Annotated in this window: 15 protein-coding genes; 9 read left to right on the top strand and 6 right to left on the bottom strand. The window is 64.3% G+C overall.

The genetic code is table 11. The features are described from left to right. From IP79_RS15725 to IP79_RS13040, 8 genes are all read left to right on the top strand, one after another. On the top strand, positions 1–310 hold a 310-nt coding region (locus IP79_RS15725), incomplete at its 5' end, for a hypothetical protein (protein ID WP_197273821.1). A 1-nt stretch (position 311) separates the two neighbouring features. Further along, positions 312–3,359, top strand: a complete 3,048-nt coding sequence (locus IP79_RS13070) for a CHAT domain-containing protein (RefSeq protein ID WP_233994210.1) — start codon at positions 312–314, stop codon at positions 3,357–3,359. 19 nt (positions 3,360–3,378) lie between these two features. Further along, positions 3,379–5,433, top strand: coding sequence for an adenylate/guanylate cyclase domain-containing protein (locus tag IP79_RS13065; protein ID WP_054119742.1), 2,055 nt, complete (start codon positions 3,379–3,381; stop codon positions 5,431–5,433). After that, entirely contained in the window at positions 5,420–6,166 is a 747-nt protein-coding gene (locus IP79_RS13060; RefSeq protein ID WP_054119741.1) for a hypothetical protein, read from the top strand. The genes IP79_RS13065 and IP79_RS13060 overlap by 14 nt, the downstream gene beginning before the upstream one ends. A 198-nt stretch (positions 6,167–6,364) precedes the next feature. Continuing rightward, positions 6,365–7,750, top strand: coding sequence for a multiheme c-type cytochrome (locus IP79_RS13055; RefSeq protein ID WP_054119740.1), 1,386 nt, complete (start codon positions 6,365–6,367; stop codon positions 7,748–7,750). After that, entirely contained in the window at positions 7,750–9,702 is a 1,953-nt protein-coding gene (locus tag IP79_RS13050; protein WP_054119739.1) for a heme-binding protein, read from the top strand. Before IP79_RS13055 ends, IP79_RS13050 begins: the two co-directional genes overlap by 1 nt. 32 nt (positions 9,703–9,734) lie before the next feature. Next, positions 9,735–11,549 (top strand): hypothetical protein, encoded by a 1,815-nt coding sequence (locus IP79_RS13045; protein WP_054119754.1) that lies wholly within the window; start codon positions 9,735–9,737, stop codon positions 11,547–11,549. Beyond that, the gene (locus IP79_RS13040; protein ID WP_054119738.1) at positions 11,549–15,676 is read left to right on the top strand and encodes a hypothetical protein; all 4,128 of its coding nucleotides are present in this window, start codon (positions 11,549–11,551) and stop codon (positions 15,674–15,676) included. The genes IP79_RS13045 and IP79_RS13040 overlap by 1 nt, the downstream gene beginning before the upstream one ends. On the opposite strand, the gene IP79_RS13035 is transcribed toward IP79_RS13040, so the two are convergent. From IP79_RS13035 to IP79_RS13020, 4 genes are read right to left on the bottom strand one after another with little or no spacing between them, the layout of a single operon-like run. Beyond that, complete coding sequence (locus IP79_RS13035) at positions 15,673–16,563, bottom strand: phosphodiesterase (protein ID WP_233994209.1); 891 nt, start codon at positions 16,561–16,563, stop codon at positions 15,673–15,675. The two genes, IP79_RS13040 and IP79_RS13035, sit on opposite strands and share 4 nt — an antisense overlap. Before the next feature lie 2 nt (positions 16,564–16,565). Further along, entirely contained in the window at positions 16,566–18,344 is a 1,779-nt protein-coding gene (locus IP79_RS13030) for a cytochrome c3 family protein (RefSeq protein WP_054119737.1), read from the bottom strand. A gap of 10 nt (positions 18,345–18,354) precedes the next feature. Next, positions 18,355–19,215 (bottom strand): hypothetical protein, encoded by an 861-nt coding sequence (locus tag IP79_RS13025; RefSeq protein ID WP_054119736.1) that lies wholly within the window; start codon positions 19,213–19,215, stop codon positions 18,355–18,357. After that, positions 19,215–21,668, bottom strand: a complete 2,454-nt coding sequence (locus IP79_RS13020; protein ID WP_082337217.1) for a cyclic nucleotide-binding domain-containing protein — start codon at positions 21,666–21,668, stop codon at positions 19,215–19,217. The genes IP79_RS13025 and IP79_RS13020 overlap by 1 nt, the downstream gene beginning before the upstream one ends. Positions 21,669–21,780: 112 nt before the next feature. Here IP79_RS13020 and IP79_RS13015 point away from each other — a divergent pair, with 112 nt between their 5' ends. Further along, positions 21,781–22,728 (top strand): tetratricopeptide repeat protein, encoded by a 948-nt coding sequence (locus IP79_RS13015; protein ID WP_054119735.1) that lies wholly within the window; start codon positions 21,781–21,783, stop codon positions 22,726–22,728. Between the two features lie 131 nt (positions 22,729–22,859). Here IP79_RS13015 and IP79_RS13010 read toward each other — a convergent pair whose 3' ends face one another. Continuing rightward, positions 22,860–23,864, bottom strand: coding sequence for a DUF6607 family protein (locus IP79_RS13010; protein ID WP_054119734.1), 1,005 nt, complete (start codon positions 23,862–23,864; stop codon positions 22,860–22,862). A gap of 20 nt (positions 23,865–23,884) precedes the next feature. Further along, a complete protein-coding gene (locus tag IP79_RS13005) occupies positions 23,885–26,137 on the bottom strand; it encodes a TonB-dependent hemoglobin/transferrin/lactoferrin family receptor (RefSeq protein ID WP_233994208.1) in 2,253 nt (750 codons plus the stop codon). Between the last annotated feature and the right edge of the window lie 78 nt (positions 26,138–26,215).

Below are 26,215 nucleotides of genomic sequence, written 5' to 3'. Positions count from 1 at the left end.
GCCACCGCCGCCACCGCCGCCGCCGCCGCCGCCGCCGCCGCCGCCACCGCCGCCGCCGCCGCCGCCGCCATCGCGGGTGGAGACGCCGGTGCAGACCAACAATCCGGAGGTTTTCGAACGCCCGGTTCTGATCGACAGCGTCCAGCCCGCAGTCGAGGGCGAGGAGGAGGAACGCTTCGGTGTCGACTTCCCGGAAGATCCCGATGCGCCGCTGATCAGCGAAGACCCGTTGCTCGACGACCCGGTCACCAGCGGCGGCGATGCCACGCTGTATGGCACCACGCCAACACCGCCTGCAGGAGGCAAGTGAGATGACGATCCGCTATCGCAACGCCTTTTGTGCCGTCGCTGCGTTGTCGCTGGCGGCCACCATCCTGCCAGTAATGCCCGCAACAGCGCGCACGGGCGGCGAGGTCAGCCTCAGCCTGCGCGATACTTTTCCGATCGGCAGCAATGGATTGTGCGAAGCGCAGATCCTTGCGCCCGAACCGGGGGCAGGACTGTTTGACCGGCGCTACTCGATCATCTGCCGCGATGCGGCCGCGCCGGTGGGCACGCTGTGGGTGATAAAGGGCGCAGCTGATGCCGCAGCGCCCGCTCGCTTTGCCGGTGCGGGGGCGACCTGCGGCGATGCTGAGCCATCACAAGGCGGCGTGGCCGGGCTTCCCGCTGCCCGCCGCCTGTCATGCTCGCGTCCTGACAGTATCCTGCGCACCGATGTGCTGATCGGATCGCGCGGCGACCGGGTCTTTGCCGCGAGCGGTCTGGCCGCCTATGGCAAGGCGCTGGAATTGGGCGTGGCCTCGCTCGCCAGTGATGAAGTGGTGCCGGGCAAGGTGGAAATTCCGCTCACCAGCACCACCGATGCGCTGGCCTTCGCCCGCCAGCAGGCTGAAGCGATTTCCGCCGATCAGGCGCTGGTCGAGGCCTATCGCCGCGGCAATGCCGGCAACTTCGCTGAAGCGGCGGAGTTTTTCGCGGCATCCTCGGCCGCGCTGGTCGGGGCAGGAGCCGCCGAAGCACGACTGAACGAGGCGTTGCAGCAGTCCAATCTCGGCAATTTCGCCGAAAGTCGTCGCCTGTTTGCCGAAAGCCGCAATGTCGGGGCGACCAGCCCGTTGCTGGCGCGCCTTCAACGCAATTTCGAAGCGATGGACGCGCTGAACCAGCGCAAGGCGCCCCGCGCACTGGCGATCCTCGATACCCCGCTCGCCACCGAATTTGCCGATGGCGATGCAATCCGTTCCTTGCAGATCGGCCCCGCGCTAGCCGGACAGCTGGCGAGCGAAAGTGGACGGATCACCGGTGAATTTTCGCTCAGTCTGACCCCGCTCGAACGTGCGCGCTTGCTCGATGGTCAGCACGCTTATCTGAAAGCCGCTGCGCTGCGCCAGCTGGGTCGCAGCGGCGAGGCGGTAAGCCTGCTGCGCTCTGCCGAGACGGCCTTTGGCGAAGTGCGCGGCGGGCGGGTGGTTTCGGTTGTGTGGCTGCGCGCGCAAGTGCTGGGCGAGTTGGCCGAAGCTGCTGAGCGCAGCGGCGATCCAACAGCCGCGAAAGGTCTGCACGATCAGGCGATCAGCCTGCTGGAGGTGACCTATCCCGGCTCGCCCGCGCTGGGCAGCGCCCGCGCGCAGCTGGCGGGGTTCTACGCCCGCAACGGGCAGCAGGACGAAGCGCTGACGCTGTATCGCGATATCATCGCCACTGCCGACGGGCAGGCCATGCCGTCGCTGCGCGGGTTGATGACGCCCTATTTCGCGCTGCTTACCGCTGGCAACAGCAGTGCGGCTGCATCTGATCTGTTCGCGGCCAGCCAATTGCTCAGCCGCCCCGGTCTGGCCCAGACGCAGGCCGCGCTCGCCCGCGAACTATCGGGCGGCAGTGACGAAGCCTCGCAGCTGTTCCGCACCGCCACCAATCTGGCGCGCGGGATCGAACAGTTGCGGGTATCGGTGCTGGAACTCGAAGCCGTACCCGAAGTGGGCGACCGGCAGGCAGCGCTGATTGCCGAACGCCGCACACGGCTTGAACAATTGCAGCAGCAACAGGCCGAAGTGCTCGACAAGCTGGCGACTTACCCGCGCTATCGGGCAGTATCGGGCAATGCGATTACCCTGCCGGAATTGCAGGCCATTCTGGCTGAGGACGAAGCATATGTGAAGCTGGTGACCCTCGATAGCGATGCCTACGTTGTCTATGCCACCCGCGAGGCGGCAACCGCATGGCGGGCCGATACGACCCCGGCGCAGCTCGAAAGCCTTGTCAGCCAGATCCGCGAAAGCATCGCGGTGGTCGAAGGCGGGCAGGTGCTGACCTATCCGTTCGACGTGGTGCGGGCCAGGGAATTGTATGTGCGACTATTCGCGCCGGTTGCTGACCGGTTGCCGCAGGCGCGCCACATCGTGTTCGAACCCGATGGCGCGCTGCTGAAGCTGCCGATCAACCTGCTGGTCATCGATGATGCCAGCGTCGCCGCCTATCAGGCGCGCATGGCGGGCAGGAATGCGGACGAATATGATTTCCGCGGCATGGCATGGCTGGGGCGATCGGCGCAGATCAGCACATCGGTTGCGGCATCGGCATTCCGAGATGTGCGCGCCGCCCGGCCTTCGAATGGCACGCGGGCCTATCTCGGCCTTGGCGAAAACGCGCCGATCGGAGTGGCTTCACCGGCAGCGGCGCGCACGCGCGCGGCGTTGGAGGCGGGCGACAGGTGCCAGTGGTCACCCAATATCTGGGCCAATCCGGTCAAGGCGGATGAACTGCGGCAGGCGGCCAGCCGGTTTGGCGCGACGGCCGAGGTGCTGACCGGCACTGCCTTTACCGACACTGCGATCCAGAATCTCGGCGATCTTGCCGAATACCGTATCCTGCACTTTGCCACGCATGGCCTTGTTACCGCTCCGCGCCCCGAATGTCCGCCGCGCCCCGCGCTGCTGACCAGCTTCGATGTGGGCGAGGGGTCTGACGGGCTGCTGAGCTTTGCCGAGATTTTCGGGCTGCGCATCGATGCCGATCTGGTGATCCTTTCGGCCTGCGACACTGCGGGCAGCGCCACGCTGGGCGCGACCCGCGAGGCAGGCGTGACCGGCGGCGGCGAATTCGCGCTGGACGGGCTTGTGCGCGCCTTCGTTGGCGCAGGCGGACGCACCGTGCTGGCGAGCCACTGGCCGGTGCCTGATGATTTCGATGCCACCGGGCGACTGATCGGAGGGTTGTTTGCGGGTGACGGGCAGGTGACCGCAGGCGCGCTCAAGGCATCGCAAACGGCGCTGATGGACGATGCGCAAACATCGCACCCGTTCTACTGGTCGGCCTTTGCCGTGGTCGGCGACGGCGCGGCGCGCCTTTCGCGCTGAGGCTGGCAGGGGCGGATAAGTGACCGATCCCGATACCCGCCCGCCGGCATTCGGCTGGATCAGGCGCGGCTGGCGCAACCTGCGCGAAGCTGGCCCAGCTCAGCTGGGCCTGACCGTTCTTCTCATATGCGTGGCGCTGTTCGTCGCCCGCTACAGCTGGGTGCTGCCCGACGGTGAGGAGCCCACCCCGCTCACCAGCGAGGCCGAGCGCGCGTTCTATGACCTCAGGGCCTATTATTCCGCCGATCTGGTCGAGGAAGACAAGCGCGTGGTGCTGGTGGTCTACACCGACCAGACCCTGATTGCCGCGCGCAAACGCTCGCCGCTGGATCGCGGTCTGCTGGCCAAGACATTGCGGACGCTCGATACTTTCGAGCCCAAGGCGATCGGGATCGACATCCTGTTCGATCAACCACAGGACGAGGACGAGGAACTGATCGCCACGCTGCGGTCGATGAAGACCCCGGTCGCGATCGCCTATGCCGCCAAGGCGACCAACCCCGACGACATCGAGTATGAACAGCAGCAGTTCCTCGAAGCGTTCATGGCGCGGCTCAAGGGCAGCAAAGCGCAGCCAGCGAGCATCCGGCTCGACAATACCTTTGGCGCGACCCGGCTTTGGCCCGACATCCATGAAGGCTTGCCGCCGCTGCTCGGGCGTGTGATGCTGGGCGAAGCGGGCGAGCGGGCGACCGCCTTTTCCGGTTACGAGGGCGCGATCGATTACCGGCGCCCCAAATTCCAGAATTCGGTGCTGTTCCCTCCAGCCCAGATCGATCTTTTCGTCGATCCCGATCCAGAAATCCTGCCCTTCCTCAAGGAGCAATATTCCGGCAAATATATCCTGATCGGCGGCGATATCGTCGATTATGATCGGGTCGAGACGACATTCACCTCGATCAATGGCGAAGTGCCTGCCGGGATCAGCGTTCATGCAGAAATCATCGCACAGATGCTGGATGACCGCGTCCTTACTCCGATTCCGGACTGGGTGATTTGGATCATGGCGGTTGTGGCGATACTTGCCGGCATAGTCACCGCGCTTCTCGAATGGCCTGCGCGGCGGCTGGCGATGCTCGGCATGGCGCAACTGGTGTTCTTTCAGGGCACGCCGTTTATGCTGCAGTTCCAGAATGTCGATACCTACGGATTGCCAGCGGTGGGCGGGCTGGTCGGCTGGATCCTTGTCTTCACTGCCGTCACCTCGACAGCGCGCGCATCGGGCGCGGTGCGGCGCAATTTCGCTACCGGGGCGCTCGGCAAGTACATCCCCCGCGATATTGCGCAGGCGATCATCGAGAAACCAGAACTGCTCAACCTGGGCGGCGAGAAGCGCGAAATCTTCGTGCTGTTCAGCGACCTTGAGGGCTTTACCAAGATGAGCCACGCAATTGCGCCGGAGATGGTCGCCAAGCTGCTTAACCGCTATCTCGATTTGCTCAGCCAGGTGGTGCTCGATCATGGCGGGGTAATCGACAAGTTCGTGGGCGATGCGGTGGTGGCCTTCTGGGGCGCGCCGATATCGCGAGCAGATGATGGCACGCGTGCGGCGAAAGCAGGCTACGCGATGTGGCAGGCGGGAGAGGCGTTCCGGCGCGAGGTCGCGGCGATGGATGCCAACCTGCCGCTGATCGGCAAGACCCGCGTGGGTCTGCACTATGGCGAGGCGGTGATCGGCAATTTTGGCGGCGCGACCCGCATACAGTACACTGCGCTGGGCGACTCGATGAACACCGCCGCGCGATTGGAAGCGGCCAACAAGGCGCTCGATTCCGCGGTGATGGCGAGCAGCGAATTTGCCGAGGCTTCGGGCCTCGAATGGTGGCGGCCTATGGGTCGGGTGCGGCTGAGGGGCCGGGCGCGCGCGGTCGATCTGTTTGAACCCGCGCCCGATTTCCCGGCGGAGGACAAGGCGGTACTGGCGCAGGCGCTGGCAATGGTGACGATTGATCAGACGGCGGCCGCGCGGCTGGTGCAGACAGTCGCGGATCGCCACCCGGAAGATTTAGCGCTAGGCAATCTTGCCCGGCGCATCGATGCTCTTGATGAGGGAGGAACCTATGTTCTTGGATAAATTCGCTTCGCGGCTTGCGGCGCTTGCGCTGGCGGGCACGGCGCTGGCTTTGCCGGTGGCTGCCATGGCCGGGGTGGTGGTAAAATCCACCGGCCCGTCATCGACCAAGTATCCGGTCGGCACCAAAGTCGATGACAGTGCCTCGATCACGCTGAAGGCGGGCGATGTGGTGACAGTGCTCACCGCTGACGGCACCCGCGTGATCAAGGGCGCGGGCACGTTTCGCGTCGGTGACCGCCCGCAGGTGGCGGCTGACCGTTTTGCCTCGCTCACCCGCAAACGTGCCGCCACCCGCGTGCGCACCGGGGCGGTGCGCGGCGAGCCGGAGGGCAATCCTACCAACCCCAGCCTGTGGTATGTCGATGTCACCCGTTCAGGCACGATTTGCCTGTACGACCTTGCGACCGTGCGTCTGTGGCGCCCGGGGACAGACGGCACCAGCACCTATCTGATCGGCAAGCCGACTGCCGCGCTGCCGCTTGCCGAAGTCACCTTCGATGACACCGTAACCGTCGCCGCGCTCGATCCGGCGCGCGTGCCGATTGCCGATGGCGACAGCTTCGTCATCAGCGCGCCCGATAGTTCGACCAGCATCGTGAAATTCGTTTTGTTGGGCGAGGATTACGAAGCGCCGGACATGCTGGCCGAAGCGCTGATTGACAAGGGTTGCGCGGTGCAGCTGGAAACGCTCGCCAGCAGCCTCGAAGCCTCGGCTGAGGCCAACGGCGGCTGATTTGCCCGGATTTGGCCGATTGCCGGTTGCATCCTTGCCGCAGGCTTGGGACAAGGGTGCCGGGCCGGAGGACGGGTGGAATCGGCCCGCAGGACGCGCAGTCCTGACGCAAGGTTACAAGCGCCGGGCCTGACCCGGTGGTAGCCCTGATCGGGGCGCGGCACGGTACTGGCAGGCTAGCATCTCCGGGGGGACGGGATGACGCGACTTTGGGCAAGGTTGATCGGGGGGCTGGCACACCGGCCGCAAGCCGTTCGTGTGCTCGCCGTGCTGGGTCTTGCCGCGCTTTATCCGGCTTCAGTAGCCATCGGTAACCCCACTTTCGAAGGTGTGGCGAGCTGCGCCGGATCGACCTGCCATGGCCGCGCCGAGGGCAATGGCGCGGTGGTGCGGCAGGATGAAATCGCGACCTGGCAGGAGCCTTCGTCCTCCGGCGGCGCGCACAGCCGCGCCTATGCGGTGCTTGGTGGACGGCGCGGGCAGCAGATCGCCGCGAGCCTTGGCCTCGGCAGTGCGACATCGGCCCCCGCCTGTCTCGGCTGTCATTCCACCTATGCGCCTGCGGGCCAGCGGGGGGCAAAGTTCACGCTGACCGACGGGGTCGGCTGCGAAAGCTGCCACGGGCCTTCGGGCGGAAGCTGGCTGGCCGAACATTATGCGCTGCCCGCCACCCATGCATCGAACATCGCGGCAGGCCTCGTGCCGCTCGATAATCCCAAGGCGCGGGCCAATGTCTGTCTTGATTGCCACTTTGGCTCGTCCAAGCCGGGGCAGTTCGTCACCCACTCCATGATGGCCGCCGGTCACCCGCGCATCGCTTTCGAGCTCGATCTGTTCAGCGCGCTCCAGCAGCACCATAACATTGATGGCGATTACGCAGCCCGCAAGGCCGCGCCCAATGCGGTGCGGTTCTGGGCGGTGGGGCAGGCAGAAGCGGTGCGCCGTGCCACCACGCTTTTCGCGCAGCCCAAATTCGCGTTGGAAGGGGCGTTTCCGCAGTTCACCTTCTACGATTGTCACTCGTGCCACCGCACCATCACAGATGGCCCGCAGCGCAAGCTGACCTTCGAGACCAATCCTGCAAGGCCGATCCCCTTCGGCAACCCGCCTTTCAATGACGAGAACATCATCATGCTTTCCGCTGTGGCGGGCGCGCTGGTGCCGGGGGAGGCCAGCGCCTTCCAATCCGCCAGCCGCGATTTCCATAAGGCTATGGGTCAAGGGGCGGGCGATGCGCGGGCGGCTGCGCAGGCGCTTTCGGCCCGCGCGGGCGCGCTGTCCGATGCATTGTCAGCCCGCGCCTATGCCAATGCCGACGCGTTCCGCGTGATCGCAATCATCGCGGGCGAGGCGACAGCGCCGCGCTTTACCGATTATGCCGGATCGGTGCAGGCAGTGATGGCGGTGGACACGTTGCTCAACGCCCTGGTCAGCCAGGGGCGGGTGACGCAGGGCGCGGCCGCCGGGATCCGCGGCGATATTGCGCGGGCATACAAGGCGGTGGAAGAACCCAACGCCTACCGCCCGGCTGATTTCCGCACCGCGCTGAAATCGGCAGCGGGCGCGATCGGCAGGTTGCAATAATGCTGCGCCGGTGGGGGACATTTGGGATTGCCACCGCCGCGCTGCTGCTGGCGGCCTGCGGGGGGGAAGACAGCCCCTCCAGCAATGGCGGCGCGACCGGCGGCGGCACCACTCCGCCGCCTCCGCCACCAGCGGGCAATGTCTATTCCGTGCCGCCTGCGACAAGCCTTTCGAGCGCCGATGTCGGCACCATCATTGCGCAGGCCGCTGCCGAAGCGCGCAGCCGCAATCTTGCCGCGACCATCGCGGTGACGGATCGGGTGGGCAATGTGCTTGGCGTGTTCGCCATGCCGGGTGCGGCAGCGACTGCCCGAATTCCTGCTGCGCCCGATGGCACCAGCCGCGATGCGCAGGGATTGACGATTCCCGCTGCGGGCGCTGCCATCGCCAAGGCGATCACCGGGGCCTATCTTTCCAGCGGCGGCAATGCTTTTTCCTCCCGTACAGCAAGCATGATCGTTCAGGAACATTTCCCGCCTGCGCCAACCACCGCAGGGCTGGAAAGCGGGCCGTTGTTCGGCGTGCAGTTCAGCCAACTGCCCTGTTCCGATCTGGCCGCCCGCGCCAGTGATGGTTTCATCGGGCCGAAGCGTTCTCCGCTCGGCCTGGCGGCTGATCCGGGCGGCTTTCCACTCTATCGCGATGGTGTGGTGATCGGCGGGGTGGGGGTAATTGCCGACGGGGTTTACGGCTTCGATCCCAACGTGCTCGACCGTGATGGCGACGTGGACGAGGCGATAGCGCTGGCGGGCACGGTAGGGTTCGAGGCCCCTGTCGCTATTCGCGCTGACCGGATCACTGCGGACGGCACGTCGCTGCGCTATACCGACATTGATTATCCGCAGGTCGGCGCAGTGGCAGGCGCCAGCTTTGCCGGAACCGCAGGGGCGCTGGTGCCAGTGACCGGTTACTATATGGGCACCGCGCTGCTGGCGGGCGCGGCCTATGGCACCGAGGCTTCGGGCATCCGGGCATCGACAACGACTGAATTCGCCAACCGCGATGCTTTCGTTTTGACCAACGGTGCGGGGGCGAACCGTTTTCCGGTGCGCGCAGCAACAGACGCGGCTGATGTTTCCGCGCCGATCACTGCGGCAGAAGCCCGCGTGATCCTTGAAGAAGCCTTCACCGTGATGAGCCGCGCCCGCGCCCAAATTCGCCAGCCACTGGATAGCCGCGCGCAGGTGACGATCAGCCTTGTCGATACGCGGGGGCAGGTGCTGGGCATCGTGCGATCCCCCGATGCGCCAATCTTCGGGATCGACGTGTCCCTGCAGAAAGCGCGCACCGCCAATTTCTTCTCTGGCAGCTTTGCCGCGAATGAACTGCTGGCGACCGGCGGCGAAGTGGCGCAATTCGTGGCCCGCACGCGAACCTTTCTGGGCGATCCACAAGCGCTGACCGGCAGCTTCGCCTTTTCCGATCGCGCGGGCGGCAACCTGTCGCGGCCCTATTTTCCCGATGGCGAGGTGGGGCAGCCCAACGGCCCGCTGTCGCGCCCGATTGCGCAGTTCAACCCGTTTTCGACCGGACTGCAAAGTGCGCTGATCGTGGGTAATCTGGCGCAGCATCTGGGCTTCGTCACCGGGGCGAGCGGCACAGATACACCGCGAAGCTGCACCGGCCTGCCGCAGGTGACGGCGAGGGCCACGCGGCTGGATAACGGCATCCAGATATTTCCCGGTTCCGTGCCCATTTACCGCAATGGCCAGCTCGTCGGCGGGATCGGCGTTTCGGGCGACGGGATCGATCAAGACGACATGATCAGCTTCCTGGGCCTGAACAATGGCGCATCGCGTGCAGGTGGCGGGCTGGCTAACGCCGCGCCTGCCAGCCGTGCAGACCGGATCGTGGTGCAGGTTGGCAACCGTCAGGTGCGGCTGCGCTATGTCAATTGTCCCTTTGCGCCGTTCATTGGCAGCAATGCGCAAAACGTGTGCGAGGGGCTGTAGTGGCAGTCTGGCTCGCCATACCTGCCGCCCTGATGGTGCAAGCCGTGCCGCCTCCGCCAGATGATGCAGCGCCGCCCCCGCCTCCGCCAGGGGATTGGGAACAAGGCGAACCCCCGGTCGATCCCGGCATTATCGAAGGCCGCGAACGCTCCGGCTACACGGCCCCACTGCCCGAACGGATCGAGCAGAACAATGAAGGCGCGATCCGCGCTCCGCCGCCGCAAGCCTTCCCGACCGACCAGCTGCCGATCCCCGATCGCTGGCGTTTGATCGAGAGCCTCGGTCTGGTGAAGGAGAGCCTGCTCGATCCCTATAACCAGAACACCTACAAGGGCGATCGCCCGATCAACCGCGCCAAGGTGCCGTGGTTGCCGATCAAGGAAGACGATTGGTTCTTTGTCGCCAACCTGATTTCTGACAGCGTGTACGAACCGCGCACCTTCCCCATCCCCGTGGGGGTGCAAACCACCGAAGACCCTGACCGCAACGACGTATTCGGGAACGACTTTTCACAGGTCTTCAGCCAGACCTTCATCGCCGGTTTTGCGCTGCTGAAGGGATCGACCACCTTCAAGCCGCCGACGGTCGAATATCGCGTGACGCTGGCCTATAACGTCAACTACGTCGATGTGCCCGAACGCCGCGTGCTGTTTGTCGAACCATCGCGGCCCAGCCACCGGCTCGACCAATTCCTCGGGGTGCAGGAAGCCTTCGTCGATTACCACTTCAGCCAGTTCGATAATGACCGGTTCGATTTCATTTCGATCCGCGCCGGCATCCAGCCGTTCCAGTCCGATTTCCGCGGGTTCCTGTTCAACGACCAGCAGCTCGGCGTGCGCCTGTTCGGATCGCGAGACAACAACCGCTTCCAGTTCAATTTGGCCGCGTTTTGGCGGCTGGAGAAGGACACAAATAGCGGGCTGAACGCGATCCTGCGCAGCCCGCGTGATGATTTCGTGTTCGTCGCCAATGCCTATCGTCAGGACTTCCTGATTCCGGCGCTGACCAGCCAGATCACCGTGGTCTACAACATGAACCGCGAGGCGAACGACATCCAGATCGACACCAACGGCTTCCCGGTGCGCCCGGCGCTGCTGGGGACGCTGCGGGGGCGCGAGTATGATGTCGTCTATCTCGGCTACAATGCCGATGGCCGGATCGGACGGGTGAATTTGACGGGCAGTTTCTACTGGGCGCTGGGGGAGGACCGGAACAGCTTCTTCACCGACCGCCCGGCCAATATCAACGCCCAGTTCGCTGCGTTGGAAGCCAGCTATGACCGCGATTGGATGCGTTTCCGGCTGTCAGCCGCCTATTCCAGTGGTGATAGCGATCCCTATGACGACACCGAAAGCGGGTTCGATGCCATTTTCGAGAACCCGATATTCGCAGGTGCGGATACATCCTACTGGATCCGCCAGACCATCCCCTTTGCGGGCGGAGGCCGTGCGGTCGCGGTGAACGGGCGCAACGGTATCCTCAATTCGCTGCGCAGTTCCAAGGAACAGGGGCAGAGCAATTTCAACAACCCCGGCCTGATGCTGCTGGGGGCGGGGGCGGATTTCGATCTGACGCCGCAATTCCGCCTGTCAGCCAACGCCAACCATCTGTGGTTTGAAGATACCGCGACCTTGCAAGTGCTGCGCAACGAGGGGTCGATCCCCAAGGAGATCGGCTTTGACCTTTCCGCCGCCGCGATCTGGCGGCCGAAGGCCAACCAGAACCTCGTCTTCCGCCTGTCTGCAGCGACATTGCTGGCGGGCAGGGGTTTCCGTGACCTGTTCACCGCACGCGGCGGCGGGCAGGAGTTTGTCTCGATCCTCGCCAATGTGGTGCTGACCTACTGATGCGCGCGCTGAACCACCCCTTGATCCGGAATGCGGTGCTGCTGCTGGCGGCGCTGCTGCTGGCCGCCCTGATGTTCGCCCGCGATACACAGGCGGCGGATAAGGAAAAGCCGGTCAAACGCGATTACGCTGCAGTCTTTGCCCCGCCCGCGCCGCAGCGGCAATCAGTAGCGGAAATGGAGGCGAAATCCGAAGGCTGCAACACCTGCCACGTGAAGACCGACGCGCCGACCATGCACCTCTCGCCAGCGGTGCGGCTGGGTTGCACCGATTGCCACGGCGGCAACGCGGGGGTGAAGGGCAACTCCGAATTGCCGCACGATCACCCCGATTACGTCGCCGCGCGCGACCGTGCGCACGTGCTGCCGAAATATCCCGACAGCTGGCATTTTCCTTCGTCGGCCAATCCGAAACGGTCTTACGCGTTGCTCAACAAGGAAGCGCCGGAGTTCGTGAAGTTCGTAAACCCGTCCGATTACCGCGTGGCGCGCGATGCCTGCGGGGCGTGTCATATCGGCGCGATCGAGGCGGCGGAACGATCGATCATGGCATCGGGCGCGATGCTGTGGGGCGGGGCGAGCTACAATAACGGCATCCTGCCGTTCAAGAATTACCTGTTGGGCGAAGCCTATACCCGCGAAGGCCTGCCCGCCAAGATCACCTCGCCCGGCGCAGGGCCAGGAGGCGCACTTTCGGAGGATCAGGTTGCGCGCGGCGTGCTGGCCGAAATGTATCCGCTGCCGACCTGGCATGTGATCCCGCCCGGTGATGTGTTTCGCGTGTTCGAACGCGGCGGACGCACGATCAATTCGCAGTTTCCCGAAATCGGTATCCCCAACCCGACCGGCCAGATCCAGCGGCTGGAGGAGCCGGGGCGGCCCGACCTGAAGCAATCCAATCGCGGCCCCGGCACTGGCCTGCGCGTGGCGATTCCCGCTCTCAATATCCACAAGACCCGCCTGAATGATCCCTTCACATGGTTCATGGGGACGAATGATCAGCCGGGCGATTACCGCCATTCGGGCTGCGCGAGCTGCCACGTGGTCTACGCCAACGACCGCGAACCGCGCCACTCGCTCACCTACGCGCAATACGGGCGCGACGGGCAGACCATCACTGCCGACCCGACCATTGCGGAGAAGATCGAGGAAGCGGCCGGGTATGGCGGCAAGAAGAGCAAAAAGGGCGGTCACGGCGCAGTCAAGCAACCGGGCCATGACGACCACGGCGATGGCGCCGGCCCCGGCAAACGCGCGGATGACACGCTGACCTTCAACGGCAAGCAGAAGGAAAAGGGCCACCCGCTCCAGCACGTGTTCACCCGCGCCATACCCACCAGCCAGTGCATGAACTGCCACATGCACCAGCCCAACATTTTCCTGAATTCCTTCCTTGGCTACACCATGTGGGATTACGAATCCGATGCGCCCGCGATGTGGCCGGAAAAGCAGAAATACCCCACCGCCGCCGAAGTCCGCGCTGTGACCGACCGCAATCCCGAAGGCGCAGCGCCCAAGGGCAAGTGGGCCGATCTCGATTTCCTGCGCAACGTCTATGATCTCAACCCGACGCTGAAAGACACCCAGTTCGCCGATTATCACGGCCACGGCTGGAACTTCCGCGCCATTTTCAAGCGCGACCGCGAAGGCAATCTGCTGGATGCCGAAGGCGAAATCGTCGACCCCGATGATCCGCAAAAATGGCGCAAGGAAGGCGAGGGCAAGTTCGTCGAACCCGGAGCCAATCCCGGCAAGGCGGTCCACATGATGGACATCCACGCCGAGGTCGGAATGCAGTGCGCCGATTGCCATTTCGAACAGGACAGCCACGGCAACGGGCTGATTTACGGCGAAGTCGCCAATGCGATCGAGATCACCTGCAAGGATTGCCACGGCACGCCCGATGCCTATCCCACGCTGCGCACCAGTGGCCCTGCGGCTCCGCCCGAGGGCCACAATCTCGCCCTGCTGCGCAACCCCGATGGCAAGCGCCGGTTCGAGTGGCTGGAAGGCGCGGATGGCAGGCGCAAACTGGTGCAGCGTTCGATCGTCGATCCCGATCTTGAGTGGGAGATGAGCCTTGTCAAGGACAGCGTTGATCCCGCCACGCCGACATTCAACGCCAAGGCGGCGCGGGCGAAACTGGTCAGCCGTTACGGCGCGGAAACCGGCAATTTCGAATTCGGGCTTGGCATTGCGGGCGATGACCGCGCCCACCGTGATCCGGAGATGGCGTGCTTTACCTGCCACCTTTCATGGACCACCAGCTGCGGCGGGTGTCACCTGCCAATCGAGGCCAACTGGAAGACCAAATCGCACCGCTACGAAGGCGGGGAGACAAGAAACTTCGCCACCTACAACCCGCAGGTGGCGCGAGACGAGATGTTCCAGCTGGGCAAGCACCAGACCACCAAGGGCAATCAGGTTGCGCCGGTGCGGTCATCCTCGGCGCTGGTGCTGTCCTCCACCAACATCAACCGCGAACGCATCTATGTGCAGCAGCCGCCGATCAGTAGCATCGGCTTTTCCAGTCAGGCTTTCGCGCCGCATTTCCCGCATACTGTGAGGAAAACCGAAACCAAAACCTGCACCGATTGCCACCTCTCCGCAGCAGACGATAATAACGCGATCATGGCCCAACTGCTGCTGCTCGGCACGAACTACGTCAATTTTGTCGGGATGAATGCATGGACGGGGCTGGAGGGCGGCTTCCAGGCCACCCGCGTGACCGAATATGATGAGCCGCAGGCGGTGATCGGTTCCTACCTTCACCGCTATGCCTATCCCGATTACTGGGGGCTGCATGTCGACCAGAACGGGCGCGAGCTGAAGAACTGGGTGCGGGGCAAGACCTTCGACAAGAACCTCAGCGGAGAAACCCAGCCGTTCGAGGAATTCGTCAACATTAACGAAGGCACATCTGACCGGGTCGGCTGCCTGCAACTGCGCGGCGAATATATGTTCGTGGCGGCGGGCAAGGGCGGTTTTGTCGCCTATGATGTGGCGAGCATCGCCAACAAGGGCACATCGGAACGCATCCTGAAGGGGCCGTTCTCGCCGCTGGGCCATGATACGCATGTGAAGACCGCCAATGCCACCTGCATGGCGCTGCCCACCAACCAGCCGATTGCGCCGACGCGCAGCACGCCCGAACTGCGCGAAATCAATCAGGAACAGCCGTTCCTGCCGATCTACAATTATGCGGTGGTGACGGACGCGGTCGAAGGGCTGATCCTCGTCAACGTCAACACGTTGGCAGACGGCGAATTCCGCAACAACAAGCTGAGCCGCAAGACCTTCGGCGACGGTTCCGACGCATGGAACCCCGGCGGGGTGCTGAACGGCGCGCAGCATATCACACTGGCGGGTGAGGTCGCTTACATCACCGCCGCACGCGGCCTGGTGGTGGTCGATCTGGCCGATCCCGACATGCCCAAACTCGCCGCCGTGCGCGAGCTTGCCGATGCCCGCGCTTCGGCAGTGCAGTTCCGTTACCTGTGGGTGACGGATAGCGAAGGGGTGAAGCTGTTCGACGTCACCACCCTGCGCGATCCGGTTGCCGTGCCCGAAGCCACCGTGCCGCTGGTCGATGCGCGGCGGATGTATATTGCGCGCACCTATGCCTATGTCGCGGCCAAGGGCAATGGTCTGGTGATCCTTGATGTGAAGAACCCGCGCAGCCCGAGCGTTTTCCAGAGAGTGACGCTGGCTGGTACCCTCAACGATGCCGAGGATGTGATCGTCGGCACCACCAATGCCTCGCTATTCGCCTACGTGGCGGACGGGCGCAACGGGATGAAGGTGCTGCAACTCACCAGTCCGGATAGCCAGCGTAATTTCTACGGTTTCTCGCCTGCGCCGGTGCCGGAGATGATCGCATGGGCGAAAACGCCTTCGCCAGCGATTGCGCTGTCCAAGGGTCTCGACCGGGATCGCGCCGTGGACGAAACCGGCGGACAGATGGCGGTGTTCGGCAGACTCGGCTCGCGGCCCTTTACGCGGCAAGAGATGGAGCAATTGTTCATGACCCGCAGCGGCGTGCCGTGGAAGGTCAGCGACGCGGTCGATATGAACCGCTGGGTCGGGGTGGCACCGCCGGGCGTGCTGCGAGCGGATGCGGGGAACTAACCCCGCTCGGCGAACATGCCTGCGATCATCGGTTGCAGGCCCGCATGAAAACGCGCCAGCACCGGCCAATCGCCCACGCTTTCGTAATGGGTGACAAGGTTTTGTCCGTCCCAGCGGTGCAGCGCGTAAACCGGCGGTTCGGCGGTGATCAGTTCGCGATCATCGGGTGAGTTCTTGTCGATCGCCGAAAGCTCCATCGCCACCAGTGGCGCGACCGAGGGGGTGACGCCCAGCGGTATCCCGGCAAAGCGCGTTGTGATCGGGCGGTGCAGGTGTCCGCAATGGATTGCCTGCACTTGATGTTGTCCCGCCAGCACATCGCGCAGCCGGATGATCCACTGCTCGTCCGGAGCAGGGTCCATCCAGTCGATCCCGGCGATGATCGGCGGGTGGTGCATGAAGATCAGCGTGGGCGTATCGGGCGCTTCGGCCAGCCGCGTTGCCAGCCAATCGGCGCGGGCCTGGCAGAAGGCCCCACCGTGGCGGCCATCCTCCAGCGTATCGAGACAGATGATCCGCAGCCCCGGCGCAGCCTCGACCACGTAGTGCAGGAAGCCGTCCGCATCAGGTTGCACTTGCGGGAAGGCCGCCAGCAATCCGGCGCGGCTATCGTGATTGCCCACCAGCGGCAGGATCGGGCAGGGGCAGTCCGCCAGCAGTGCCGCTGCCTTGGCAAAACTTTCCGCATCGCCGTGATCCGTGATGTCGCCTGACAGCACGAGCAGATCTGGCCGATTGGGGCCACGCAGCAGCCGGTCGAGCACGGCTCGAAAGCGCGTGAGGTTCAGCTCTTCCGGCTTGTCATCAGGGGCGAAGCCGACGTGGATGTCGGTCAGCTGCGCGATCAGCACCGCGCGATCGGCAAGTGAAGATGCGCCCCCGCCCATCGCTATGGTTTAGCCTTTGCTGCAATTGCTGCAACTGTGGTTTTTACAGGCGGCGGCTTGTAGTGCGGGGCGGAGCCTTTCGGCTGCCATTGCCCGGAGGGCAAGTGATAGGCGTGGCACATCGCGCAATCGGACGGCACGATGGTCTTGGTCTTCACAGCCGTTGCCCCAAGGTGGCAATCGCGGCAGCTTTTGAGATCGGGGATCAGCAGATCGCTTGCCGCCTTCGAGGTGTCGGCGGCGTGGCAATCGGTGCATTTTTCCTTTTTGTGCGCGTCATGGCTGAAGAAGCCGCTGGTGAGGAAGCGATCAGGCAGGTTGACCGGCATGAGATCGGCCTGCCCTGTCGGACCGCGGGTGGGCAGGTGGCATTCGGTGCAGATGCCGCCTGCCGATAGGGCGTTCGACAACCCGATATAGGCGCGCACAGGCCGCCCGAAATCGGCGCGATAGGTGCCGCTCTGCCCCGGACGGATGCGGCGCGGGGCAACGGGCGCGCGAGGGCCGGAGGATATGCGGGCAAGGTCTTCGGCCAAGTCCTTCACATCGCCGTGGCGCAGCTTGCTGAAGCCGCCGCCCGCCGAACGGCCCGATACCAGCGAGTGACAACCTTCGCAGGAATCCTCCATCTTGACCTCCTTGAACCCGATTTTGTCGGCTTGCAGGCTGTGGCAATCCTTGCATTCGAGCGGCTGGCCGTATCGCGATAGGCTGACCGCCATCCGCGCCGCGCCGCCGCGCGCATCCATGTGGACATCGTGCGGGAATTTGAGACCCGAGCGTTCCACCGGCTTGGCTCCCGGCGCGGCGCGCACCGGCTGGGCCGCGCCGAAGCTGGCGAAATAGGCGGGGCGGAATTGCGGGTGGGCCTTGCCGAAATCATGCGCATTGGCCAGCTTTGTATCGGTCAGCCGCGTGTCCAGCTTGTCATGGCAATCCGAACAGAACGCCTCGCCGCCCGCTGCCGTGCGCACTTGCCCTTCGTGTTCGGAGTGGCAGGATACGCAGCCCAGCGGGCCTTCCTTGCCCAACGCCGTTCCGATCCGCCACTGGATCGCATCGCCGGGGGAGAGCGGCGGGCTGCCCTTGGCCAGACGCGGCATGGCGGCGTGATCGCCGGTGTCGGCGTGGCACGAGAGGCAGGTGGTGTCGGTCACGCTTTCAAAAGCGTTGACGTGGCAGCTTTCGCAATTGTCTTCGAGGCTGCGGTGTTTCAGCGAGAGCGCGCCGGTCGTCCACGCAGCGTCCAGCACCACCTGCCCCGGCGTTTCGCCCTTGGGATCATTTTTCACCGGTGTGCGCAGCAGGTGACTGGCCACTGGCACCATCAGCAGCAGGACAAGGATTGCGGCGGCGAGCAACCAGCTCATCGCCCGTTTGTTCGGCAGCACACTGGCAAGGGCGAAGCCGCGCAGAGCGTCCCCGGCCCCTTCATCGGTGGCGACTTGGCGGATGGTGACGAGGATTGCTTCACCTTCGCGTGCCACTGCCAGCCGCGCCGCACCCAGTGCAATTTCGCCGCCGGTGCTCAGGGAGATTGCGCCTTCGGAAACGGTTCGGCCATCCAGCCCGAAACCCAGCGTGCCAAGCGCCGTGACCGCCAGATTGCCATCTGCTGCGAGCTCGATGCGCACATGGCGCTGTTCCACGGCCAGATCGGGCAGGTGAATGTCGTTTTCCGCCGCGCGGCCTATCGTCAGGCTGGTCTGATCCAGCACCCTGTCGCGGATGATTTCGCGTCCGGCGGCGGTGAAATCGATGGTGCGGATCAGGAATGTCACGTCCGCCCCCTCACCAGTAATAGAACACGCTGATCACATGCGCGGCGAGCGCGGCGATCAAGGCGATGGTGAGCGGGATGTGGACGAACAGCCACACTTCCAGCAGGGCACGGATGCGCAGCGCCCCGCGGATCTGGGCCAGCTGATTACGGCGCTTTTCAAGCAGTGCAGTTACGCGGGTCGCAGCTTCCGATCCGCTATCCATGCCCCGTAGTGCCCGCGCGGTGGCACAGCGCGGATAGCGGCCCGTCAGCCGCGCCAGCGCGCCGCCGTGGAAAGTGTCCTGTTCCAGCGCGGCGATCACGAGGTCGGCCTCGTCCCGCCCCAGCGGCTGCGCGGCGCTTTCAAGCTGGCGGTCGATCGCGGTCAACGCTTCCAGCATCTGGGCGCGGGTCATTTCCCTGCGGTTGGCGGACAGGCTGGCGGGCAGGGTGGCGTAAACCACCACGCCGTAAATCCCGGTCGCGATCACCAGCAGCATCAGCACATAGGCGAGCGTGTGGACGTTCCAGCCGATCTGGAAACCGGTGTGCAGCGTGCCCACCACCACCAGCGAGCAGCCAAGGTAGACATGGGCGGATGTCCACGCTTTCAGGCTCCACGCGCCGGGATTGATCCGCCGCTTCCTCACTCCCAGCAGCGATAGCCAGACGATCAACGCCAGCCCGATTGTGCCCAGCGTATAGCCATACCAGGTGCCGCCGTTGGGGCGCGGTTGCTGATCGATCAGGGCATAGCCCGCGATGGTCGCCGCGCTCAGTGCCAGTGCGATCCACAGCCAGCGAAACTTCCGGTGCTTCAGGAAGCTGACGTGATCGGAATCACGCCGCTTTTCGTCCTGTTTGAACCGGTTTTTCGCTGCCGACGCCACTATTCCACGTCCTCGGTCAGCTTGGTGAAGGTCAGGAATTTGTCGGGCGCGACGCGGATCGCCGCGCCGGTGGGGCAGGCGCGCACGCAGGCCGGGCCGCCGTCGATGCCGGAACACATATCGCACTTGATCGCCAGCTTGGCCTTGGGCGCGCCTTCGGCCTCGGCCTTTTTCTTGCGCCAGCTATAGGGTGCCTCGCCGGGGCCGGGGCCGGAACCGAACAGCATCCATTGCAGCAAGCTGGGCTTCTTGGGCGGTTTGGCATCCATGCGGATCACTCCGTAGGGGCAGTTGCGCTGGCAATTGCCGCAGCCGATGCAGGTTTCATCGATGAACACCTCGCCATCCGGCCCGCGCTTGATCGCGTTGGGCGGGCAATCGGCCATGCAATGCGGGTGTTCGCAGTGGCGGCATGATGTCGGCACGTGAAGGTGGGCGTAGGTTTTGCCCGCTTCACGGTCGAGGCGCGAGAGGCCGTCGTGACTATCGGCGCAGGCCTTTTCGCAATTGTCGCAGCCGATGCACAGTTTCTCGTCGATCAGCAGCACGTCGGTCGCTTCGCCGATGCCGTTATCGACGAGGAATTGCGCGGTCTGCGAATACATATCGACCGCGCTGGAGAAGCTATCTTTCTGTCCTTCGATGAAGGCATTGGTGGCGCGGCGGCCCGCCATATCGGCCAGCGCCTTTTCGCGCAGGGTGGGGTTCGCATCCAGCAGTGCAAGGAAACCTTCGCCTGGCAGGCGGATCACTTCCGATTTGATCGCGGCCTTGACGGTGGCGGTGCGTAAGCTGCCGTCGATCACCGCCATTTCGCCGAAATAGGAACCGGCGGGCAGGTAGGACAGGAACACGGGCCTGTCCCCGATCTGCTTTTCGACGATCATCGACCCGCGCCGGATGATGAACACGTCCTTGTCGTCCGCGCCCTCCGTAACGATCACCTGCCCTGCGCGCGCCTGCATCACCTCGGCGCTGGCGACCAGCGGCGCGACATCGGCCTTGGTCAGGCCCGATCCGAACATCTGAAGCAGTTGTCGCTCGACCGAGATAGCATTCACCGCCCGCGCCGCCCCCGGCGATGTCGCCAGCAGTTTCAGCGCGGCGGTGCGTGACAGTTCGAGCGCGATTACGGGTTCTGCTGCGCGCACTGTCGCACCCCGGCGGCGGCCGGAAATCAGCCCGACCTCGCCAAAGATCGATCCCTGTTCGATCGCGACCGTGATCGAGGGATCAGCCGGGTTCACCTCGACCGCGACCGATCCTTCGGCAATCGCGAACATGGATGATCCCGGATCATTGCGGCGGAAGATCACATCGCCCGGATCATAGGCGTGGCAGGTGCTGTCCAGCATCAATTCGCGCAGTTGCAGCGTCGACAGATCATTCAGAATTAGGATGTTCTGCCCGAAAACTTCCAGCCATTCTTCGACGCTGCGGTTGCCGGGCAAGGCGCCGAACTTTTCGGCCAGTATCGGCTCGTCAGCAGGCTTCAGATCGGCGTTCCCGTTCAGGAATTCGATCACGTCATAGCCCTGGTTCATACAGTGCTTGATCAGCGGGTAGCCCGCCAGCGCGCCGATCACGTGGATGCCCGGCTTGGTGGTTTCGAACACCGGGGAAAGCTTCGGGAAAGCGCCCGGTTCTGGACTGGAAAACTCGATTCCCATGCCTTCCACGAACCCGCGCGGGGGCTGCGATCCGGTGCGGGCGATGATCCGGTCGCAGCGGATCGCCTCCTGGCCGTCACGGGTGCTGAGCAGCAGTTCGCCGTTCAACACTTCGGCCGGTTCGGTTTCGCGCCGCACGATCAGGCGGCCTTCACGCTCGGCTTCTTCGAGAAGGGCGACATTGGCGGCCTTTGCTCGGGCGAAATCGGCGGAGCGGTTGAGAATGGTGACGACATTGCGCTGCGCCGGATCAGCGCCGAGGCCCAGCGCGTTCTCGATCCCGGCATCACCCGATCCGATCACGGTGATGTGTTCATCGTAATATTCGCCGGGATCATCCAGCTGGTATTGGATCATCGGCGCATCTGCACCCGGACAGCGCAGCTTGTTGGGGTTGCCCTGCGTGCCGATGGCGAGCACCACGGCGGCGGCCTGCACCACCTCGCCATTGCGCAAGGTGAGGGCAAACGCGCCCTTTTCGCCTTCGATTTTAGCGACTTCGGCGTGGTATTTTACATTGACCTTATGGCCCGCGATCTGTTCATCCCACAGGCCGAGGATCACTTCGCGTTTGCCCGCGTCGAAATCGACGTCGCTGCGCAGCACCAGATTGGAAGGGGTCGCCATCACGTGCTTGCCCTTCTGGTATTTGTAGATCGTGTCCGACAGGTGATCGGTCTTTTCCAGCAACACGTGGCTCATCCCCAGCATTGCCGCACGCGCAGCGGCGCTGAGGCCCGCTGGCCCCGATCCGACAATGGCAACCTGGAACGTTTCGGCCAACTATCCTTCCCCCCCTTCGGATAGGTTGCAACCCGATTGCTACAATAGAGAAAACCCCCTCTGATACCAGAGCGAATTGCCCGATTTTGCAAGGGATGCTAGCCAGCCGGGCATGGTTTCAGCGGAACAGACGCCTGCGGGCGGATCATCGAAAGCGGGCTGGGTTTTGCTGGGGGCAGCATTGCTGCTGGCGGCAGGCTCGATCGGGTACAATGTCTATAGCGGCGAAGGCGATGCCGCCCCGCCGGCAGAGGCCGGTGCGCCGCCCAGCATCGAACAATTGCGCGCCGCAGCCGAGGCATCGGGCGATGACGCGGGGCCGTGGGGCGATCTGGCTTTCGCCTATTTCAGCCAGGGCAACTATGCCGAAGCCGCCGCCGCCTATCGCCGCGCCGTTGAGATTGCGCCCGATGAAGCGGTGCTGTGGTCGGCGCTGGGGGAGACGCTGGTGCTGGCGAGCGAGCGTGATCCGCTGCCCGCCGATGCGCTGGCAGCGTTCAACAAGGCGCTGGCGCTGGATGCAACCGATCCGCGCGCGCGCTATTTCCTCGCCGCCAAGAAAGATATCGAGAAAGATCACGAAGGCGCGATTGCCGCGTGGCTCGATCTGCTGGCCGATAGCCCGCAAGGTGCGCCATGGGAGGCCGATCTGGTGCGCACCATCGAACAGGTCGGGCAGATGAACAGCATCGATGTGGCAGGTCGGATCGCGGCGGCGCAGGGCAATCGCAAGCCTGCCCTGCTCGCGCCGGGATCGGGCAGCATTGCGGGCGCGGCGGCATCACCCGATGTGCGCGGGCCCAGCGCGGCGGATGTGGCGGCGGCAGGCGCGATGAAGCCTTCGGAGCAGCGCCAGATGGCCGAAGGCATGGTCGCGCAGCTGGAAGCGCGGCTTCAGCAGGAGCCGAAGAACCTTGATGGCTGGGTAATGCTGATCCGCAGCCGCATGACGCTGGGTGAACCGGCCAAGGCGAAAGCGGCGCTGGAGGCTGCGGTGAAGGCCAATCCGGGCAGCGCGGCACAGCTGCGCCAGCAAGCCGGTGCAATGGGGGTCAGCTAGGGCAAGCGTCCGGTTTGGGGTCAATCGTTTTTGGCGTAAAATGGCGTGAGGCGGAAGGAAACCTGCGGCCCGATGTTGCTCCATGGCGGACCGGCAAGCACCCTACTCGCCGGCCCGCGGAGTGCCATTTTTCAACCGCCCTTATGCGCGGTGCCCTCTTCGATCAGGGCGAGAGCCTTGGCGCTGGCAGCCTCGGGAGTCTCCTTCCCGTCCTTGATCGCATCGGCGAGGGCCATCAGCTCATTTGCGATGGTGGTGCCCGCCTGCGGCTCCTGGGCGATGCGGATGCCGCCATTGGCATCCGCCACCGCATCCCACTTGCCGCGCACCGCGTCCCAGTAACCTCTGGTCTTTTCCCAATAGCTCTCGGCCGCCGCGACATTATAGCCGTTGAACCGTTCGTAGGTGTTGAGCACATATTCCTGTACCACTGGCTTGGCATCGCCCGCGCCGTCAGTCGGGGTGATCATCTTGGTGTTGTCCTGCCAGTGGACCCACCCGGTCGGGGTCAACTGATGGCGGTTGATGCCCATGTAGTGATCATAGACGGGGCTCCTGATCGCATCGCGCCGGGCGAGCGGGCGCGCGGTCCAGTTCGATCGCCAGCGGCGGATGCCCTGCGTCGTCTCCCACTCGCCCCACCCGGCATAGCGCGGGCTGTCATCGACCTGCCAGACCGTCTGCGACCAGCGCCCGGAACGCATCTTTTCAGGCACAGCCTGCCATTCCCAGGTGTCGCCGCCCTTGTAAGCGAGGATCCTTTCGGGCTGGTATTCCCAGTCCTGTCGCCAGTGCTTGACGACATAGGTATTGGCCTCGTCGCCCGTCACCAGCAGGTGCTGGAGCACGATCCGGGTGCCGGTATCCTCGATCACCCGAACGCTTTCATACCCCCCCGAGATCTTGCGTTCGAGCGGCGTGTAGCCTTCCGTCCAGGGGGTCGATTCCTGCATATCGAAGGTCACCTTGAAGTCCCCCGCCATGGCGAGGATCGTCTTGCGGTCTTCCTCGAAAGCGGTCTTGGCGGCCTCGGCGGATTGCACGATCGGGCCGTCGGCAAGCGCCGGGGTGGGCGCCGCGTTCAGCGCCAGAGCCGCGAGGCCGGATGCAAGCAGGGTCTTGTGCAGTAAGGTCATGGTTCGTCCTTCCATGGTTGTCAGAAGCGGTAATTGGCCGAAAGGCTGACGCTGCGGCCCGGGCGCGTGAAGGCATCAAGGATGCCCTGATCGGCCACCTGCAGCCCGCGCACGTCAGACCACAGGGCGTAGGTTTCATCGGTCAGATTGAAGATCCCCGCGCGCAGCTTCAGCGCATCGGTCACGGCGTAAAAGGCGGTGAGATCAAGGGTGGTCGAAGCCTCCGGTCGCACGAACAGATCGCTGCCATCCGCGCCGCGATCCAACTCGCTGCGCCCCTTGCGGGCATTGTGGGTGAGGATCAGTTCGCCCCCGAACCGCCCACCAGGTTGGTGGTAGCCCAAACTGCCCACGAGGTTGAACGGGTCGATCGTGTCGAGCGGTGTGCGGTTGCCCGCCGGATCGATGGTATCGCCATTGGCATAAGCCATCGCGAGACGGCCGGTGATGCCGCTGTCCAGCTTCATCTCGGCGCGCGCTTCCACCCCTTCGATCCGCGCACGGTCGAAATTGATGAACTGGAAGATTGCCGGGTTCTGCGGGGTGAAAGCGCCGCTCACCACCTGCTGGCTGATGAAGTTATCGTAGTTCCCGCGGAACGCAGTCACCTGAAGCGAGAACACGTCCGCGACATAGCGCGCCCCCGCCTCCCAGCTTTCGCTGGTTTCGGGACGCAGATCGGGATTGGGGATCGAGGTATAGCCGCCCGCGATGAATTCGAAGAAGTTGTTCACCTGTGAAGGCGTCGGCGCAAGAAACCCCTGCGCATAATTGCCGAACAGGATGACGTCGGGGGCCAGCTTTACCGTCGCACCGAGCTTGGGGCTAAGGCGGCTGTCGCTCTGGCCTGCGGGCGTGAAGGCGGTGAGCAGCGGATCGGCAGTCGGGTTCAAGTCGTAAAAGTCGAACCTGAACGCCGGGAACAGGGTCAGCGTGCCGCCGAACAGGCTGATCTCGTCCGAGACGAACAGCCCGCCCAGCGTGAAATCCGTGGCGGGGAAGGCACGTGTGGGGAAGCTTTCGCCGCGCCCGGGGACAGTGCCGTCGCGCAGCCCTTCCTGCCGGGTCCAGCTGATATCGCCGCCCAGCGCGATGCGGTGCCTCATACCGCCGAAGTCAAAGCTGCTGCGCGCTTCGCCGACCGCGCCATAAACGCGGTTCTCGAAGGTGTTGAGCCGCTCGCGATCGGGTGCGGGGGTGGCGGTGAGGCTGGTGCGCTCCTCGAAGGCGAACTGGCGGTCCTCGGCATCCTGCCAATAGGCCGAAAGAAAGGCATATTCGATCGCGTCGCCGGGCGAGCCATCAAAGGTCCAGTCGAGCGAGGCACGCTTGCGCTGAGTGGTGTCCCGAGCGTTCAGAGCATCGACGTTCCACACAGGCGCGGGGCCGAAGATAAAGGCCGGGCCGATGCCGGTCAGTACCTCGGTTTCCACCGCGCTTTCCAGCCATTCGCCGGTCAGACGGATGCGATGCGGGCCATTGTTCCACACTAGCTTGGCGAGCGCGGCATCGCTTGTACCATCCTGCGGGTTGGGCGCGGTGCGCAAAGGGCCAGTCCCGCCGGTGGTGCCGCGGTTCTCCAGTTCGTTGAAGTCGCGGCGGCTATAGGCGACCATCGCCGAGAAGTTGCCGCTTTGCCCCGCGAGCGTCGCGGTATGGGCAAATTCATTGTCTTCGGACGCGTATTGCGTCGAGACGAAGCCGCCAACGCCAGCGTCCTTGATGATATCGACCGGATCAGCCGTGACCAAGCTGACCGCGCCCGCCAGCCCGTCCGAACCGTAAAGCGCCGAGGCCGGGCCGCGCAGGATCTCGACCTGCTTCACCAGGCTGATATCGGCAAACCCGTCGCGCCCGGCGCTTTGCGGACCGAAGCTGAAGCCTTGGGGGCTGCGGATGCCGTCGACCTGGATCAGCACGCGGTTGCCGCCGATCCCGCGAATGGCGATGTCTTCATTGCCTGCGCGGCCCGTGGAACCGATGGCAGCCCCGAAGCGGGCCGGCGCACGGCGAACAGTGACGCCGGGTTCAAAGCGGACGAGATCCTTGATGTCGGTGGCGAGTTGGTCAGCGATTTCCTCGCTGGTGATGACCGTGACCGTGGCGGGCGCTTCTTCCTGAAGCACCGGAGTGCGGGTGGCGGTGACGGTCATCCGGCCGGTCTGCTGCTGGGCTTCGGCTTCGGCGGTTGTTGCAGTTTCGGCGGCAACAGGGGCGGCGGCAAGAACTGCGAGTGGGGCCGCAGAGAGAGAAAGCTTGTTGATGAAGGGCACGTTGGCGACTTTCTGTCGAAGTGACGGGGAACGCCGCGCTTGTGTCTTTATTGCGAATGAGAGTCAATACCATTACGA

The sequence above is a fragment of the Porphyrobacter sp. AAP60 genome, assembly GCF_001296025.1.
In the GTDB taxonomy this organism is placed as follows: domain Bacteria; phylum Pseudomonadota; class Alphaproteobacteria; order Sphingomonadales; family Sphingomonadaceae; genus Erythrobacter.
This window is presented reverse-complemented; position numbering and strand designations above follow the sequence as displayed.